The organism is Fibrella aquatilis (assembly GCF_017353255.1).
GTDB lineage: Bacteria > Bacteroidota > Bacteroidia > Cytophagales > Spirosomataceae > Fibrella > Fibrella aquatilis.
In genome coordinates this window covers 59,734-77,516 of the sequence record NZ_JAFMYU010000020.1, presented here as the reverse complement: position 1 = coordinate 77,516, position 17,783 = coordinate 59,734, and the positions used below count along the sequence as shown (strand labels likewise).

12 protein-coding genes are annotated in these 17,783 nt (G+C 56.3%); 9 read left to right on the top strand and 3 right to left on the bottom strand.

What is annotated here, in order from left to right; all coding sequences use genetic code 11:
* Nucleotides 1-5 precede the first annotated feature (5 nt).
* The 8 genes from J2I48_RS21090 (at nucleotide 6) to J2I48_RS21055 (ending at nucleotide 12,372) form a co-directional block, all read left to right on the top strand.
* Nucleotides 6-1,382, top strand: a complete 1,377-nt coding sequence (locus J2I48_RS21090) for an efflux RND transporter periplasmic adaptor subunit (protein WP_207337487.1) — start codon at nucleotides 6-8, stop codon at nucleotides 1,380-1,382.
* Nucleotides 1,383-1,533: 151 nt separating this feature from the next.
* Nucleotides 1,534-2,178, top strand: coding sequence for a hypothetical protein (locus J2I48_RS21085; RefSeq protein ID WP_207337486.1), 645 nt, complete (start codon nucleotides 1,534-1,536; stop codon nucleotides 2,176-2,178).
* Complete coding sequence (locus J2I48_RS21080) at nucleotides 2,178-3,437, top strand: hypothetical protein (RefSeq protein ID WP_207337485.1); 1,260 nt, start codon at nucleotides 2,178-2,180, stop codon at nucleotides 3,435-3,437. Before J2I48_RS21085 ends, J2I48_RS21080 begins: the two co-directional genes overlap by 1 nt.
* A 100-nt stretch (nucleotides 3,438-3,537) precedes the next feature.
* Nucleotides 3,538-3,912 carry a hypothetical protein gene (locus J2I48_RS21075; RefSeq protein WP_207337484.1) on the top strand — a complete coding sequence of 125 codons (375 nt, stop codon included), beginning with the start codon at nucleotides 3,538-3,540 and terminating at the stop codon, nucleotides 3,910-3,912.
* An 86-nt stretch (nucleotides 3,913-3,998) separates the two neighbouring features.
* Nucleotides 3,999-5,492, top strand: a complete 1,494-nt coding sequence (locus J2I48_RS21070) for a hypothetical protein (protein ID WP_207337483.1) — start codon at nucleotides 3,999-4,001, stop codon at nucleotides 5,490-5,492.
* Nucleotides 5,493-5,616: 124 nt separating this feature from the next.
* Entirely contained in the window at nucleotides 5,617-9,285 is a 3,669-nt protein-coding gene (locus tag J2I48_RS21065) for a hypothetical protein (protein WP_207337482.1), read from the top strand.
* A gap of 121 nt (nucleotides 9,286-9,406) precedes the next feature.
* On the top strand, nucleotides 9,407-10,933 hold the full coding sequence (locus tag J2I48_RS21060) for a hypothetical protein (protein WP_207337481.1): 1,527 nt from the start codon (nucleotides 9,407-9,409) through the stop codon (nucleotides 10,931-10,933).
* Between the two features lie 113 nt (nucleotides 10,934-11,046).
* Complete coding sequence (locus tag J2I48_RS21055) at nucleotides 11,047-12,372, top strand: WG repeat-containing protein (RefSeq protein WP_207337480.1); 1,326 nt, start codon at nucleotides 11,047-11,049, stop codon at nucleotides 12,370-12,372.
* A gap of 96 nt (nucleotides 12,373-12,468) precedes the next feature.
* On the opposite strand, the gene J2I48_RS21050 is transcribed toward J2I48_RS21055, so the two are convergent.
* From J2I48_RS21050 to J2I48_RS21040, 3 genes are read right to left on the bottom strand one after another with little or no spacing between them, the layout of a single operon-like run.
* A complete protein-coding gene (locus tag J2I48_RS21050; protein WP_207337479.1) occupies nucleotides 12,469-13,371 on the bottom strand; it encodes a hypothetical protein in 903 nt (300 codons plus the stop codon).
* Nucleotides 13,372-13,381: 10 nt separating this feature from the next.
* Nucleotides 13,382-14,224: a hypothetical protein gene (locus tag J2I48_RS21045; protein ID WP_207337478.1), complete on the bottom strand. Its 843-nt coding sequence runs from the start codon at nucleotides 14,222-14,224 to the stop codon at nucleotides 13,382-13,384.
* Nucleotides 14,225-14,251: 27 nt separating this feature from the next.
* Nucleotides 14,252-14,584, bottom strand: coding sequence for a PKD domain-containing protein (locus J2I48_RS21040; RefSeq protein WP_207337477.1), 333 nt, complete (start codon nucleotides 14,582-14,584; stop codon nucleotides 14,252-14,254).
* A gap of 319 nt (nucleotides 14,585-14,903) precedes the next feature.
* Between J2I48_RS21040 and J2I48_RS21035 the strand changes: the two genes are divergently transcribed.
* A complete protein-coding gene (locus J2I48_RS21035) occupies nucleotides 14,904-17,678 on the top strand; it encodes a 2-oxoglutarate dehydrogenase E1 component (RefSeq protein WP_207337476.1) in 2,775 nt (924 codons plus the stop codon).
* Nucleotides 17,679-17,783 lie beyond the last annotated feature (105 nt).

The following is a 17,783-nucleotide window of genomic DNA, read 5'->3' as shown; positions in this document are numbered from 1 at the left end:
CACTCATGAAAAAGAAGTCAAATCGAGTTTGGTGGGTACTGGCCGCGTTGGCTGTGATACTGATTGTGGGACTGGTGGCAGCCAAGCAGGCGGGCCTGATTGGGAAACCACCCATGACCGAAGTCGATTTTGCCGTGGCGCAGCGTACCGACATTGTGGAGCGGGTGAGCGCGTCGGGGCGGGTACAGCCGGAAGTGGAAGTGAAAATCAGCCCCGACGTGTCGGGTGAGATCATTGCCATGTACGTGAAAGAAGGCGATCCCGTGAAGGCGGGTCAGTTGCTGTGCCGTATTCGGCCCGACAACTACGAATCGTTTTCGGCGCGGGCGCAGGCTACCGTAAACCAGAGCAAGGCCCAACTGGAGCAGAGCAAGGCGGGTGTACTCCAAGCCGAAGCGCGCCTGATTCGCACCAAAGCCGACTACGAACGGAGCCGGAAGCTGCTGGCCGACAAAGTCATTTCGCAGGCCGATTTCGAGACTGTCGAGGCCAACTATAATGTGGCCAAACAGGATATCGAAGCCCAGAAAGCCAACGTCAGGGCCGCGCAGTTCAGCATTCAGAGCGCCGAAGCGTCTTTCCGCGACGCCAAAGAAAACCTGCGCAAAACCACAATCTATTCGCCCGTGAATGGTACCGTTTCCAAGCTGAATGTAGAGCAGGGCGAGCGCGTGGTAGGTACGTCGCAGATGGCAGGTACGGAGATCATGCGCCTGGCCAACCTCAACAACATGGAGGTGCGGGTGAACGTAAACGAAAACGACATTGTCCGCGTGACCCTGGGCGACACCGCCGATATTGAAGTGGATTCATACACCACGGCGGGCCGCAAATTCAAGGGCATCGTGACGGAAGTAGCCAACACCGCCAATGGCCTGACCAGCGCCGCCGGAGCAGCATCGTCGGCGGATGCGGTGACGGAATTCGAGGTGAAAATTAAGATCCTTAACAGCTCATATACCGACCTGTCGGCGAAGTTGGGCGGGCGTGGATTTCCGTTTAAACCGGGCATGACTGCCTCTGTTGAGATCATCACCGACCGTCGTCCCGCCGTGCTATCGGTACCGATTGCCGCCGTCACCACCCGCGCCGACAGTACGCAGGCGCAGAAGGACGCCCCCAAGGCCGACAACAACGCCGCCTCTGACCAAGCCGCCGCAGCACCTAAGAAGGCCATTCGCGAAATTGTGTTTGTGGCCGAAAAAGGCAAGGCCGTACAGCGCGAGGTAAAAACAGGCATCAGCGATTTTGAGAACATCCAGATCGTGTCGGGTCTGAAACCCGGCGATCAGGTCATCTCCGGCCCGTTTCTGATGGTTTCGCAAAAACTAAAAGCCGGTGACCTCATCACCAAGCGCGATCCGAATAAGAAGAAGGAGTAAGCGAAGAGCAGAGAGCGTGGAGCGAGGAGTCAGCGGCCAGTGTTGCGCGTATGCTCTTTACCCTCTGCCCCAGGCTCTCTGCTCTTCGCTACATAAAACAGTTTCCAGATCGCTTCGTTAGGCTTGTAGACCAACCATCAACTATTGCCTGATGCAGGGTACCGTCATCCATTACGACCCACTGACGCGCTGCGGTGTGCTCCGCGCCGAGACTGATAGCCCTATTCCGGGGCAACTCCATTATTTCCGTGATGACGAAGTCATCAATGCCAGCCACATTATTCCAGGGCAACGCGTGACTTTGCGCAGCAGCCTGACTACCTACGCTACTCATGCGCGTGAAGAGGCTAACGAACCCGACGTTGAGTTTGTCGAGGCCATACCCGTTGATCGCCCTGGTCATTTTCACGATACGGTACCCCGCAAGCCATCGGCGCTGGGTAACATTGCGGGTTTTGTGCTGGCGCTGCTCACCCTTTTTTGCCTGTTGGGCGCGGGCGGTGAACCCGACAATTTCTACACCACCCCAAACCCCAAACTGACCGAATCGTTGTTTGGCGTACTGGCGGCGGTGGGACTGGTGATCCTGATGGTGCATTTCTTCGTCCTGTCGCGCCGGGCTAGTATCCGGCGTACGTTCTGGCTGGTGGCCATCAGTTCATTAGTGGCATATGTGTCGATGTCGTTTCGCGGTTTTGAATCTGATGGGTCTGCCACTGCCTACGGTTGGGGCCTGCTGGCGCTTGGATTCGCCATTTACGTACTACCTTTCCGTCAAAAACAAACACACCCCTGATGCGCTATACTGTTGGCCTGCTGGCCCTTTTTCTGTTGTTTTCGGCCTGTGGCGGCGGCAAAAAACGCGATAAAAAAGAAGCCGCCGCTCCCGCCAAACCGGAGTTGGTAGGCACGATTCATTTCTTTCTGGAAACGTCGGCCAGTATGGGCGGCTACCTCAAAGGTGGCACCACTTTCAAAGACGTGGTAGCCGACGTGGTCACGAAAGCCAACCAGATTCGGCCCACGTCGCTCTACACCATTTCGGGGAAAGCGCAGCCCGTGACGGGGGGCGTCAACGCCTTTGTGGCCGAACTGGCTACCACGCCGCTGGCTACTGGCAAAAGCTCGGAAATGCACCAGATTTTCAAGCAGGTGGGGGGCAAAGCCACGGGCAACGACCTCGCCATTTTCGTCTCCGACTGTATCCTGTCTTTCCCCGACGCCGACATTAAGCGCAACCCGGAGGTGAACCGCAGCGATGCGTCCAGCACGTTGAAAAACAATATCTACGATCAGTTTGCCTCGTTCAGCAAGCAGGGGGTGGGCGCTACGGTGCTGGCCTACACCTCGCCCTTCAACGGTACGTATTATACCTACCAAAACCAGAAGCAGAAGCTGGCGGGCGAACAGCGGCCGTTCTATATCTGGATCATCGGTAAGCAAAGTCTGGTAGGCCCGTTTGTGCAGCAACTAGCCGACGGCCTGACCACGCCCCCCACCAAACGGCTCGACTTTGGCGCGGCGGGTGCCCTGAATCGCTACGATCTGTTTTTTGCCCTGAACAAAAAAGGCGACTGGCGGGCCGACCACAACAACGTGACCAACATCACGATGGGCCGTAAAACGCAACCCATTGAGTTTGCTATTGGCTTGAATCTGAACGGCTTGCCCGACTATGCGCAGACGGAAGCCTATCTGAAAAGCAACCTCACCGCCACCGCCGACAACGGGGCCGTGAAACTGATTAACGTGCAAAAAAAGGACGCCGTGAAGACCGACCGCATGAGCGATCGCGAACAAAAACTGCTCCAGCCAAATACGCATGTGCTCACCTTCCGCGTTGATAACTTATTTGCCGATGCCGCTACGCTGAACCTGAAACTACCCGTTCGTTTCGACACTTGGTACACCACCTGGTCAACCATGGACGACCGCACCGAGGCGGGCCGCAAAAACAAGACCTTCGCTCTGGAACACCTCATGACCGGCGTCCGCGAAGCCTACCAAACCGGCGGAAATGAATTTGCTAACCTGAGTATTAAACTAAATAAGTGATGGGAGGTGAACGGTAAGTGATGAGTTTGCTTACGCCCGTTAACTATTCTAGCGGCAGCAAACTCATCACTTACCGTTCACCACTTATCACTACCCTTTTATGTTCCAATCCATCTACGAACTCTTCCTGGGTCAGAATAATGACCCGATTTATGTTGACGAAATATTTGCGCCTGTGGGCACTACAACCACCCTGGTTGCGCTGATTTTAGCGGCGATTTTTTATGTAGGCCTGGGCCGGTGGAAAGCTATTTTTCACCGTACCAGTCACTGGGCTATTACGCTGATTATCATGGCCTTGTTTGGGTTTTTCTACGCCACGTATTACGCCAAAGATCGCACCGGTGCCGATGATATGGATTCATATATGACCAGTTTCGGCGGCGTAAATGCTTTGCTGGCTGTGATCTTGTTTTTTCTCTTTTCACTGGCGTTAAAAAACGTTTCCATTTTCGCGAAAAGAACGCCTTTTTAAATGGATTTTGGACGTTGGATTTTGGATGTCGGATTACTACACTGATCTTTTATCCAACATCCAACGTCCAATATCTAACATCTTTTATGAAACTCTTCCTCTTTGGTATTGGTGGTACGGGGGCGCGGGTGTTGCGTTCGCTCACGATGCTGCTGGCAAGTGGCGCCAACGTGCCTGCCGATTTAACGATTATCCCGATTTTGCTGGACATGGACATGCAGAATGGCGACACCGAACGGGCCTTGCGGCTGGTAGACCTGTACCGCAGCATCCGGCAGACGGGCTACCCCAACGGACCTAAAACCGACGGGCCAACTGCCGGCGCACGACCTTTTTTCAGCACGGCCCTACAACCGCTGGGTACGTTGCAAACCCCCGGCGAAGGGTCGCAGCAACAAATTGGCGATTCTATTCTGCCCAAACTGACCGATCATCAGGGCACATTTGAAGAGTTTTTGCAGGTAAGCAGCCTAGAAGACATCGACCGGGAGTTCCTGAAACTGCTCTACGACAACTCATCGAAACCGACCAACGCCGAACTGAAACTGAATCTCTCAGTGGGGTTTAAGGGCAACCCAAACATTGGTTCGGTGGTGTTCAATGCACTGGAAGATTCGCCGGTGTACAAATATTTCGTCAGCGCGTTTAACGACCAAACCGACCGGATTTTTGTCATCAGCTCCATCTTCGGCGGCACGGGGTCGGCGGGGTTTCCGCAGTTGATTAAGCTGTTGCAGCACCCCAGTCAGAAAGTGCCCATCCGCAACGCCAAGAAGGGTGCGGTGACGGTGATGCCTTATTTCGCGCTGGAAGAAAACAACCAAAGCGCCATTGACCAGAACCGGTTTTTGTCGAAAACGAAGGCCGCCCTCTCGTACTACCAAAACCAGATTAACCTCGACGCGCTCTATTACATCGGCGACCGGCCCGGCAGTAAACTCTACCCCAATGTGGAGGGCGGGGCCAAGCAGGCCAACAACGCCCACGTGGTGGAAATGCTGGCGGCCGAATCGGTCCTCGACTTTGCCCGGCGCGGGGCGGGTGATTTCAGCACCGACAAACGCTATCTGGAATACGGCCTGCGCCGCAACGACCGTACGCTGGACCTCGCCCACTTCGGCGACAGCACCTACACCAACCTGCTGGAGCCGTTGGTGCGGTTTACCTACGCCGCCAAGTTCTACACCGATTTTGTACCCAACAACCTGGGCGAGGCGTTTGCCAAGAACCTGAACCTGCCGCAGCAACTGCGCACGGCCACGTTCTACACCGCCCTCGACAACTTCATCAACGCCTACAAGACCTGGCTCCGCGAGCTAGGCAACAACGACCGGAGCTTCTCACCCTTCGATCTTGACACCGACTTCAACGGGCTGATCCGCTCGAAGCGCATTGAAACGGGCTTTTTTGCCAAAGGCATCAGCGAAGGATTCTTGCAGGACGTGGCGGGCAAAGGAGAAAACAACCTCAAAGCCGCCTACCCCATTTCCGAACCCCGCTTCATGCAACTGCTCATGGACGTAGCCGACAAGTGCCTAGAAAAACTTGGCCCGCTGAACCGGCAATTGGCCGACGCGTAATTAATAGTTCAAGGTTCAACGTCTAAGCGGTCCGCCGCTGCGGGTCCAAAGTTGCTTCGCACTCTTACGTGCTAGAGCGCGAAGCAACTTTAGACGTTAAACGTTAGACATTAAACACATTCCCATGCCTCATATCCTTCGTATCGACACCGACCCTAACGTTAGTCAACAGAACCACAATGGCTGGACGGGGAGTCAGGCGGGCCTGACGGGCAACCGCATTGAACATATTCCTGACACGCTTACGGGCGCGGCGGGTGGTGCGGCCGGTGCGGCCGCCAAAGCAGGTACGTCTATTCCGTCGCCGTTTGCGCGGTTGTATCTGTTCGACACGGCGTTTCGGATGGTGAAAAACAACCTTCAACCCGCCGAGCTGAGCATGTATCACGTGCTGGTGTCGCACACCCTCGATTTGCTGGAACTGCTGTTTCAGGCGGGCAACACCGACGACCTGACCTATAAGCTCTGGAACCGCGCCGAGCGGCTGGGCAAGCTGGGTACGGCTGTGGGCGGTGCGGCGCGGCATCCGCATCAGGTGCTGGCCAAGGCCCTGGAGCTTGATTTTCGGAATGAACTGGCTCAAGTGCAGATCACCACACTGATCTATTACAAGGGCGCGCTGCTGGGTGGCACCTCGCCGCTGACGCTGGTGTTTACCTCGCCCAACTGGGAACAGGAACGCCAGAACAAGTTTATCGACCCGCCCAAGAGCAGCACGGGCCGGGTGCTGTTTCAGAACGACTATGTGCCCCTGCACAGCCGCGACGAGGGTTTTACCACTTACCTGCGCCGCTGGTATGAGCAATACAATAACCTGCTGCCGGCGGGGGGCTTCAAAGAATACCTCTACCGCGTTTTCTTCGACAGCGCCGTGGCACCCCCGCTCTCGGTAGGACTGACGCTGGCCAACTTCGAGCCGATTCAGGTGCGGGGCGAAAGCACGTCGGTGTTGCAGGTGCTGCCGGGTGTGCCGCTGTATCGTGTTCGGGAAGACGACGTGCTCAACGACATCGAAGAGAATTCGGACTTCGTGATGCAGCCCACCGTGAATTTCTACGCCCGCGAAATGCAGAACGGCACGGCAACCGGCGTACGCAAGCCGCTGGCCCTGGCCTCGCGTATGGACATGTCGGGGCGGTACGTGAAAAACACGGTCTGGAACAGCAACACCGTGATCATGCGGCAACGCGATCTGGGCGGTGGTTTCCTGCTGTCGGAGCGGTTCCTGCCAGGGGTCGATAACGTGAAATACCCGTTTGTGACCACCGACGATTTTCTGGAAGACTTCCTGGTGCAGATGCCCTACAAGCTCAACAGCGGCCGTTTTTTCACCGGTACACCCGGCGATATGGAGTTTTTGCTGCCCGTGCGGAAAGAGTACTTCAACTTCTTCCGGCTCGAAGATCTGCCCAAACAGCTTTCCCTGCGTACCGAAGACCGGGGCCTCGACCGGGTGGTGATTGCGTCGCTGACGATACCGATCAAGAACAGCCGCACGGTCACGTTTCGGAAGGAATATAACCTCGGCAACCCCGACACCATGCTTGAGTTCCGGGCGGGGGTGGCCTGTTTCCCATTCTACCGCATCACCCTGCCCGACCTGCAGTTGCAGGCTCTGAACGAGTATACGGTGATGCTGCTGGACGCCAGTAAAGACGAGGCTGGCTTCCACGCGGGCCGGTCGGTGCGGTTTTTCCAGTTTGATCAGGTGGTGAATAACCAGCCGCTGGTAGTGGCCGCGCCCGAACACCGTACCCCCAAATCGGGACCTACGCAGGCGGCGTCGTACTACTACAAAGTGCCGCAGGCGTTTGACCTGCTGGAAGTGCAGTTGCAGCGCAACGGCATGCCTTACCGGGGGCTGGTACTGCCCAAATTCACGCTCATTAACGAGCGGGGCTACAAGCCGTTTACGTTTGCCATCGACTTCGGAACGTCGAACACGCACGTGGCCTACAGCGATAGCAACCTGGGCAACAGCGACCCTAAAACGCTGGCTATCAGCGATGATAAGGTCAACCTGGATAACGACGAGTTGCAGATGGTGTCGCTCAATAAGCCCTACGAAGGCTACGAGGCGCAGACACCCTACGAACGTTATCGGCTGGGGGCAAGGCAGGGAAAACTCCCGGAGATGGATCAGTTTATCCGCCGCGAATTTGTGCCTTCCATCATTGGCAAAGAATACGGATCGCCATTTACGTTTCCGTTGCGGACCACCGTTTTTGAGAAAACCGGTTCGGCCGATGCGGGCGATAACCTGTTCAGCAAGATCAACCTGGGTTTCAATATTGACCTCGAAGACGGCAGCACGGGTGTGAACCGCTACGTGACCAACCTGAAGTGGTTGTTTGAAAATCAACCCGGCGACCCCATGAACCGGCCCCGCGTCCGGGCGTTTTTCGAGGCCATGCTGCTGCTGATTCGGAATAAGATCCTGCTCAATCAGGGCAACCTCACCGACACTAAAATCACCTGGCTGGCCCCCACCAGTATGCAGGCCGATACGGAAGACAAGCTGGTGGAGGAGTGGGAAAAGGCGTTTCGGCGGGTGTTCAAAACCACGCAGTACTTCCGCCCCACGCCCGTGCCCGAATCGCTGGCCCCGCATTTTTACCTCGTTACGAAGGGCGTGAAATCCTTCGCTGACGCCGTGAACGTAGACATCGGGGGCGGCACTGCCGACATCATGCTGTTTATGAAGCAGCAGAACCGCTACCTCAACACCTCGTTCCGGTTTGCGGGCTACGACATCTGGGGCGGTGGTCTGAATCAGCAGGGACACCCGTCGCACCAGAAGGATAACGGATTCATTCTGAACTACTTGCAGTATCGCCGTACGCTTAGTCAGGCCCCGGCGCAGGAAGATCAGATCCTGGATACGTTCCTGGCCAACAACGACCTGAGCGCCGAAGACATCGTGAGCCTGCTGTTCCGCAACAACGACCATTACAAGTTCACGCAGTCTATTGTAGATGGCCGACCTGCGCTGCGGATTGTGTTGTTTTTGCACTACTCGGCCATTGTGTACCACCTGGTGCAACTGATCGAAGCCAACGAGCTGGCCCTGCCGCGCTACCTGACGTTTACCGGTCGGGGAAGTCAGTATTTGAAGATGCTGGGGTCATCGCGGCGGCTGATCGAGTTTACAAAGATGCTGTTCAAAGCCTATTCGACTCTGCCCGTACCGAGCGATTTCGAGGTGGTGCTGAGCGAGAACCCGAAGGAGACTACGGCCAACGGGGCAGTGCTGTTCGAGAACGCCAGCCCAATGGAAAAGGCTAAGTACGACACCCGCCAAACGGCCTGCTACTGGGGTAATGCACCATTGGAACAAAAGGCCCTGCCCGCCCCCGCCGAAGCCCAGCAGGACACTAGTTTTGGTGCGCCCATCACGACGTGGGGTTCGCAACCTGCACAAAGTCAGCCGGTTGCGCCTGGCCAGAAAGTGGTTAACGCCCCGTTTGACTACCGCCGCACCAAGATTGGTGAGGTAAGTCAGGACCGTGCCTTCCACGATTCGGTGCTAACCAACGTGAAGCTGTTCCTCGAAAAGACCCTCACCGACCGCGACGTCGCTTATTACCTCAGCGAGCAAAAAATCCAAAGCCCGGAGCAGTATCTGCCGTTCCTGCTTGGCTCGGACGTGACGCGCAACGGTGCCCTTTACGACAGCTACATGCTGGCCCGAATGGGTATGGAGCAGGAACCAAACCAGGCCATTTCGGAGACCTACTTCTTCCTGCCCCTCAAGCACGCGCTCTACGAGTTATCGAAGCAAATTGCGAGTTGAAAAGGGAGTTGGTGGTTTGTGGTTTGTCGTTGCTTCGCGCTCTAGTGGGATGACGTGAGGTGACAAGCGCGAAGCCAACCACAAACCACAAACCACCAACTCCCCTTCCCCCTAAACCTCCATGAAAACCATCACCACTCTTTTCCTCATGGCCGTTGCTATGGCTGCCACTGCCCAAACGCCGTCGCAGGAGCCAACAGGTATTGAAAAAGGTACCCTCGGCATGGCCAAGGCTACGCTGGAGTTTCTGGCTACCGACCAAAAAACGTTTCCGGCGGCCAAAAAAACGGCCTGCGTCGACTGCAACACCTACGCCGATTTATCGACGTTCATCAAAGACAACAGCCTTAAAAAAGCTGATGGACTGGTGAACGACATCAAAAAGCACAGCCTGAAGCTCAACGACGAGTTTGCCGCCGATGCGTTTACGAGCGAAGGGGCTGTGCTTGACAGCCTGCGCAAATACGTGATCAGCCGCGTCACGAGCGGACCCGAACGGCAACACCGAACTAAACTGGCTTCGTACGCCGCCTACCAGACCAAAATGATGGCCCTGGCTGGTGGCCAAAACCCTGAAAAGGCTGTGGCCGAACAAGCCGGTGCCGCCGATGAAGCTACGGCAGAAGCAGCCCCTACTGATGAAAAGGATACTCCGTCGGCGGGTGGGGGGAGTACGTGGCCACTGTGGGTGTTGTCGGCGTTGAGCCTGATGGGCGTTGGGTATCTCTACTGGCTACTGATGCAGTCGGGCAGGGGAGGAGGAGCCAAGGCCGATACCAGCGCGCTGGAGACGCAGGTGGCCGGGCTGCTGGACGATAACCGCCGCCTGAACATGACCCTGGCCGAACTCTCGAACCGGCTGACGATGGTGGAAAAACGCCAGACCACCGCCACACGCCCTGGCGAACCAAACCGCCCCGCCGACCTTAACCGCCCCGCTGATCGGGCGCAACCTGCTGGTGGTCAGCCCCCCATGGCTAATCAGCCACGGCAGCCGCAGCAGGGATACGGGCCAATGGGCAACAACCCGGTTAACCCTGGCAACGTACCTGCTACGCCGCCAACCCCGTCTCAACAGCCTCCTGCACAAGCTGCCAATCAACCCGGTGCGGGTGTGGCGGGTGCCTCGGCTCTGCGCCCAACGCCACCCGTGACACCCCCACCTAGTCAGCGTGAGGCCGATTTGGCGGCGAACGCCACCAGCCCCGCTGCCGTGCCGCTGTCGGTGACACCTTCGCCTGCTGCGCCTGTTCCTCCGGCTCCACAGCCCGTCGCGGCTGCGTCAGTTGCCCCAACTCCGGTGGTTCCTGCTGCCCCCGTCGCACCAACACGACTGTTTGCCCGGACGGCTGATCTGGGCAATGGCTTCAGTGTCAGTGGCTTATCAGAACAGGCTGAGCGGGGCATGGTCTACGAGTTGGAACTAACCAGCCCCCAAACCGCTCAATTCCGTATTAGTGCCGCCCCCGAAGCCCAGCAGGTAGCCATGAGCGACCCGTATTCGTATCTGAGTGATGCCTGTTTGTACGAAAACCAGCCCAACATGCAGTCGGGTACGGTGCGTATTCAGACGCTCACGCCGGGGCAACTCACGCTGGTGGGTGACAAGTGGCAGATCACAGAAAAAGCCCGCATTGGATTTGTTTAGGCGAGATCAAGGTTTAATGTCTAAGGTTCAATGTCGATAGCCACGTCAAAAAGTAATTTTGCTTTGGTCGAGGATCATTGGACATGGAACATTAGACATTGAACCTCTTTTCAATGACGCAGGACGATTTACGAGAACGGATCAAGAATAAACTGGTGCTGGAGGAGGGCGATATGCCCGACTACAAATGGGCGCGTACGGGCCTGCCTGCCGAAGCCGCCGAGTTGGGTATTACTGATTTCCCCCGGTTAGTGGAAGACGTCAGCCGGACGCTCAATACGCGCTTTAGCAAAATCCTCGATTTGCAGGCGGCAATTCAGAAAGCAGGTGCCGACAACGAAAAACACCTCTCAGAACTTCAGATTGACCTTTTTGCGCAGGACGCTGACCGGCTGGGCCTGTCGCGGGTGTTCGTAACGGAGCAGTGGATACCCCATATTCTGGCCAAGATTCCCGACGTTGCGCCGCCGGTTCCTGCCGCTTCAATCACTGAACAGCCTAGCCCATTATCAGCTTCTACGACCCCCGTTCTGCCAACGGTTTCACCCACTAACGCCAACGGTGAGTCGGCGGAGCGGATGCAGCAGAAAGTGCGCGATATACTAGACGATTATAAGGAACACATTCCCGCCAATGCCATCAAGGGGTTGTTTCGGGCCATCGATTACAGCGAAACCGCCCTGGCCGAAGCCGTAAAAACCTATCTGTCGACCAATTTCTACGCCGCCGAGAACGAACCCGTTGGCCAAACACTTCGTGACAAACTCACCTCTACCGACTGGCGACACCTGGTTTGGTGGGACCGCCCCACCTCGCCACCACCCGCTACACCGCCCCCTGTTTCGGCGGCTCCTGTGGCTGCTCAGACCCCGGTGGTACCCCTCACTGCTCCGGTTGCGCCCGCCAAAAAATCGACCGGACTACGCGACTTTTTCGTGGCCCTGCTCATTGCCGGGGGGCTTATTGGCTTTGTAGTAATGTTGGTGCGCAGTCAGCGTGAATCCAAAACAGCCCAGGCCGATACGGAGCAGACCCGCCCCACCCAAGCCGACGAGTCGGCTACAGCGGCCCCACCTAAGCGTGAATCAGCTAAAGAACGTCGCCGACGGTTGGCCAAAGAAGCCCGTGCCGCCGCCGAAGCTGCCAAACTAGCCCGTACCCAGGCCTCACCCAAACAACCCACCGATGCAGCCACCGGCAAGGAGGCCACCAGCAAGCCCGCCGATGCTTACAAGCCTTACGACGAACTGCTCAACGACGTGGGTCAGTATGGTGAACGGGCAGCCAAAAAGAATGGCCAATGGGGCCTGTGGCGCAGCGGAAAATGGTTTATCGAACCCCAGTACGACGACATCAGCGTCTTCAACAATGGTCGCGCTACCGTTACTAACAACGGCCACAGTTACGAAATAGACCGGTTCGGCGATAGAGTGAAGTGATTTACGATGTACGAATTACGAATTACGATTTGTTGCTTACGCAAGTCTAAACAGGCGTAAGCAACAAATCGTAATTCGTAATTCGTACATCGTAAATCATTTTCCCACTTGCACTGTCAGGTATTGAAACTTGGTGGCGTCGGTGAAGGAGATGAAGCCCACGCCGTTGCCTTTGAAGTTGCGGAAGGAGTGGGGGCTGTCTTCCACTTCTTTGCCGTTGATAAAGAAGTGCAGGTCATCGCCGGTGCGGCGAATGGTGAGCGTGTTGCGCACCGGGTCAATAGGCACCTTGGCGTTGGTGGGTTTGCCGGGCATATAAGTAGCCATAGCCGTGCCATTCACGCGAGTATACAAGGACACTTTCTGGGTGCCGATGAGCCGAAACTGGCAATAATTGCTCGTGTCTTTCACCCCTATCAACAGCCCGCCATCGGGTTCACTGTTGGCCGGCACTACCATTTCTACGCTCACCGTAAACGTATCGGCTTTGTTCAAATTGAGGTCGTCGGGGAGTTTGATGTAGCTGCGACCGGGGCGGGTAATGTCAGCTTTTTCTTTGCGGATATAGTAGCTGTCTTTGGCCACTTCCAGCACAAACCCATTGCGTTTGCCCACCAGCCAGCCATTATGGTTATCGGCGAAGGTTTCCAGAAACGAGGTCGTCTTGTCTTTGGCTGGGTCTGCTGCTTTTGGGGTAGCGAGTTTGGCGTCTGTTTTGGCCGTAACGGGCTTAGCTTCTGCTTTCGGGGCGGGTGTTTTGGCTACCGCCGTCGTTTTAGCTGTCGGCTTCGTAGCCTCGGCAACGGGTGTTGGGGCCAGGGTAGTTTTGGGTCCTTTGGCTTTGCGGCCTGGTTTGGCAGCTACAGCCGTGGCCACGGTGTCGGTGGCGGTGATGCCCAGGGTGGTCCAGTCGCTGGCGGCCGAGACAACGGTAGCTTTCTGGCCGAAAGCGGTGTGTGAAACCAGGGCGATACTGAAAAACAGGAATAGCGAACGCATAGAAAGTAGCTTAAAACGAGTAGCGGAATAAGGCCACGGGGGTGTTAGCCTGGTAGTTGAGATTGAGTGACACGGCAGGCTGTTTTTTGGCAGCACGCTCGTTGCGAAGGCCTTTTAGCAACGTTAGCGTTACATCGGTCAGCCAGATCAGGCCGGCAGCGCGGGTGGCAATGTAGTACCGCTGATGCGCCGAGTTGGCCTGCTGGTAGAATGGCTCCCCCTCAGTTTCCGACGGCGACCGGCTGTAGGCATCATAAGCCTGTTTGGCATCGCCCTGCTGCCCGGCCCCGTAGAGCAGCAGCCCATAGGCCGCTACCGTTACCAACGGACGAAAGCCCACTTTGGGTGTCGGATTTTGCACAAAAATATTGCCGATACCCGGTGCCAGTGCCGACAGCAACGCCCAGCCCGGACCGGTGTAGCGGCGGGTAGCTACGCTCTCATACGGTTTTTCTTCGGCGGCGGGTGGTTCGGGTTTAGGCGCTTCAGCCACCACCCCGGCAGTGCCCAACTGCTTCACCAGCACCACCGCCCGCACTTCTTCGCGGAGCAGCAATTTGTTCTCGCGCAGGTTCCAGACTACTTTTTTGTCGCGCCCGTCTGTCTGGTTCTGGCCAATGGCCCCCGACACGTTGGCCGCGTTGGGCTTGACCAAAATGCCCGACCGGCGTTGCAGCCGCACATAGACCGAGTCGCTCGGCTGAGCGTTTTTCAGGTCGTAATAAATCTCGACAGACTGCTGGTCGGGGGCGCGCATCCGCACATTGCTAACGCGGCCCTGTCCCAACACGCCGGTGGTCAGCCCGGCGAAGAGCAGGAACAACCAGCTACGAAGAAAGTAGTGATAGATCATGGAAAGTAGTGTTTTCAGTTTACTGTCTTAGTTATTGACAGTTATTGACCGGGTGGCGAGAGCTGTTTGGCTGCACGAGTTGGTAAGGATGGCCTTAATCACGTAGGTGCCTGCTTTGTCGTAGCTGTAGGCTGTCTTCACCCCGGTCTGGGGCAAGGCCCGCGTGTCGCCAAAATCCCAACTCACCGACCGGATGTCGGCACTGGGATTCTGGAGGAATAAATCGGCCTGTAGGCGATTGATAGTGGCCCCAATGGTGGCCGATGGCGGAATGCAGTTGGCAAAACTTCGCCGTTCCAGCGTAAACGATTCACAACCCAGCAGGGCCGTTAGCATACAAAATAAGAGTATCGTCTTCATGCAGTTGGGAGCAGAAAGGGCTAAATACGCACTTTTTGAGCAAAGAAATAGAACGCGAATGGGGTAAATGTGGCTATGCGCTGATAGGTTGCTGACGCCTGGTCGAAGGGCCAGGCGTCAGCAACCTATCAGCGCATAGCCACATTTACCATACCTGCACTCCCCTTATTCCCCCGAATCAACCAATTATCAGTAAAGCGGGTTGTTTCTATACGACGTGCAAGTAATGGGCCAAATAGGATAAAATAAGGAACTTTTCCCTACCCGTTCGTGCCCTTTGCTTTACCTTTGTCTGTTAAACAGCGCGTTGCAACCAATCATGGATCAGTACTCTTATGTAGCCAACTCCGATGCGGCCTATATCGACCAGTTGTACCAGTCGTATAAGCAGGACCCCGCCTCGGTCGACACCAGTTGGCAGCAATTTTTTAAAGGGTTTGAGTTTTCGCTAGCCTACGGCGATCCCGCCGACAAAAGCGCCCCGGCCAACGGGAAACCCAATGGCACCGCCACCAACGGTTCCGCCACCGCACCCACCGACGCCAAACAGAGCGAGAAAGAAGTATCGGTCGCCAGCCTGATCAAAGCCTACCGGTCGCGGGGGCACCTGCTGTCGAAAACCAACCCCATCGGCCAGCGAAAAGACCGTAATCCCCGCCTTAGCCTCACCGACTACGCGCTGTCGGAAGCTGACCTGGATACGGTTTTCGAGGCAGGCAAACTGCTGGGCATTGGTGCAGCCACGCTACGTAAAATCATGGAATCGCTGGAGACCATCTACGCGGGCCGTATCGGCTTCGAGTATATGTACATCCGCGAGATCGACGTGAAGAACTGGTTGCGGAACAAAATTGAGAAAGAAGCCCTTACCTTCAGCCCCACGCCCGATGAGAAAAAGCGGATTCTGGAGAAGCTGAATGAGGCCTCTATTTTTGAAAACTTTCTGCATACCAAGTACCTGGGCCAGAAACGATTCTCGCTCGAAGGGGGTGAAACCACCATTCCGGCCCTCGATGCCATCATCAGCCGCGCCGCCGATCTGGGTGTTCAGGAAGTGATGATTGGCATGGCCCACCGCGGCCGACTCAACGTGTTGACCAACATCTTGGGTAAATCCTACGAAGCCATTTTTGATGGGTTTGAGGGTAGCGTACCCACACAGGTGCATGGCGACGGCGACGTGAAATACCACCTCGGCTACACCAGCCTGACCAAGACAGCCAGCGGCAAAGAGATCAACGTAAAACTGGCCCCCAACCCCTCGCACCTCGAAGCGGTGAACCCCGTGGTGGAAGGCTTCGTGCGCGCCCAGGCCGACGAAGAGTACGCCGGCGATTTCGCCAAAATCATGCCCATCCTGATTCATGGCGACGCCGCCGTGGCCGGTCAGGGTATTGTATATGAGGTGACACAAATGGCCAAACTGCCTGGTTATCAGACCGGTGGTACGCTGCACTTTGTGATCAACAACCAGATCGGGTTCACCACCGACTTTGACGATGCCCGTTCGTCGATCTATTGTTCCGACGTGGCCAAGATCATCGACGCGCCCATTTTTCACGTCAACGGCGACGACCCGGAGGCGGTTATTTTCTGCGCTAAACTGGCCGTTGAATTCCGCGAGATGTTCAAGCGCGATGTCTTCATCGACATGGTCTGCTACCGTCGGTACGGCCACAACGAGAGCGACGAGCCCAAATTCACGCAGCCGACCATGTACTCGGTTATCGAGAAGCACAACAACCCCCGCGAGATGTACAGCAAGCTGCTGATTGAGCGGGGCGACGTGGACGCCGCGTTGGCCAGCAAGATGGATGCCGAGTTCAAAAAGGTGTTGCAGGACCGGCTCGATCAGGTGAAACAGAAGCCCGGCCTGCCCTACAAACCGCTGCGTCTCGATCAGCAGTGGGCCGAACTGCGCTACGCCGAACCCGCCGATTTCAGGCAGCCGCCGCAAACGGGTGTGCCTGCCGAAACGCTGGAGAAAATTGGTAAAGCCCTGACAGCCGTGCCCGCTGATTTCAAGCCCCTGAAACAGATTGACAAGCTGCTCAGCGATCGGCAAAAGATGATTTTCGAGACCAAGATGGTCAACTGGTCGGTAGCAGAGCAAATGGCTTATGGGTCTATTCTGCTTGAAAATAAGGTAGTTCGCCTCAGTGGGCAGGATGTACAGCGGGGTACGTTTTCGCACCGCCACGCCGTTCTGCACGATGTAACAAACAACCAGCAGTACACCCCCCTGAACCACATTCAGGAGGGGCAGATGCCGATTCAGATTTACAACTCGCTGCTGTCGGAATACGGCGTGCTGGGTTTTGAATTTGGCTACTCGATGGCCGCGCCCCACGCGCTGGTGATATGGGAAGCGCAGTTCGGCGATTTTGCCAACGGCGCGCAAGTCATCATCGACCAGTTTATTGCCGCCGCCGAATCGAAGTGGGGTATTCAGAACGGGTTGGTCATGCTGCTGCCGCACGGCTATGAAGGGCAGGGACCGGAACACTCAAACGCCCGTCCGGAGCGCTACCTACAGCTGTGTGCCGAAAACAACATGGTAGTGGCCAACATTACCACGCCCGCCAACATCTTCCACGCCATGCGTCGGCAGTTGGCCTGGGAGTTCCGCAAGCCGCTGGTTATCATGTCGCCAAAATCGCTGTTGCGTCATCCGCTGGCCGTTTCGCCCTTGGACGAACTGGTGAACGGTAGCTTCCGCGAAGTGATTGGCGATGCCTACGCTGATCCCAAAAAGGTGAAGCGGGTGCTGCTATGCTCGGGCAAGGTGTACTACGACCTACTGGAAAAACAACAGGCCGATGAACGTACCGACGTGGCCATTGTGCGGATGGAGCAGCTATACCCGCTGCCCGAAACGCAACTGGATGCCGTGCTGAATCAGTACAAAAAGCCTGAACTCGTCTGGGTGCAGGAAGAACCCGAAAACATGGGCTACTGGTCGTTCATTCTGCGCCGGATGTATGCGCGCAACCTGCGCTACGTGGGCCGCGAATCAGCCTCATCACCCGCCACCGGCTTCGCCAAAGTCCACACCCAGGAACAAGCCGAACTGGTTGCTAAAGCGTTTTCATAAAAAATGTCATTGGTAGTCATTCGCTCCACGTCATTCATTGTCATTTGTTGCCGTGTTAACAAGAAATGACAATGAATGACGTGGAGCGAATGACTACCAATGAAC

Bases quoted from the DNA above. Each gene is read 5' to 3' on its own strand.
- J2I48_RS21090 (WP_207337487.1), top strand. From the start codon at position 6: ATGAAAAAGAAGTCAAATCGAGTTTGGTGGGTACTGGCCGCGTTGGCT.
- J2I48_RS21085 (WP_207337486.1), top strand. From the start codon at position 1,534: ATGCAGGGTACCGTCATCCATTACGACCCACTGACGCGCTGCGGTGTG.
- J2I48_RS21080 (WP_207337485.1), top strand. From the start codon at position 2,178: ATGCGCTATACTGTTGGCCTGCTGGCCCTTTTTCTGTTGTTTTCGGCC.
- J2I48_RS21075 (WP_207337484.1), top strand. From the start codon at position 3,538: ATGTTCCAATCCATCTACGAACTCTTCCTGGGTCAGAATAATGACCCG.
- J2I48_RS21070 (WP_207337483.1), top strand. From the start codon at position 3,999: ATGAAACTCTTCCTCTTTGGTATTGGTGGTACGGGGGCGCGGGTGTTG.
- J2I48_RS21065 (WP_207337482.1), top strand. From the start codon at position 5,617: ATGCCTCATATCCTTCGTATCGACACCGACCCTAACGTTAGTCAACAG.
- J2I48_RS21060 (WP_207337481.1), top strand. From the start codon at position 9,407: ATGAAAACCATCACCACTCTTTTCCTCATGGCCGTTGCTATGGCTGCC.
- J2I48_RS21055 (WP_207337480.1), top strand. From the start codon at position 11,047: ATGACGCAGGACGATTTACGAGAACGGATCAAGAATAAACTGGTGCTG.
- J2I48_RS21050 (WP_207337479.1), bottom strand. From the start codon at position 13,371: ATGCGTTCGCTATTCCTGTTTTTCAGTATCGCCCTGGTTTCACACACC.
- J2I48_RS21045 (WP_207337478.1), bottom strand. From the start codon at position 14,224: ATGATCTATCACTACTTTCTTCGTAGCTGGTTGTTCCTGCTCTTCGCC.
- J2I48_RS21040 (WP_207337477.1), bottom strand. From the start codon at position 14,584: ATGAAGACGATACTCTTATTTTGTATGCTAACGGCCCTGCTGGGTTGT.
- J2I48_RS21035 (WP_207337476.1), top strand. From the start codon at position 14,904: ATGGATCAGTACTCTTATGTAGCCAACTCCGATGCGGCCTATATCGAC.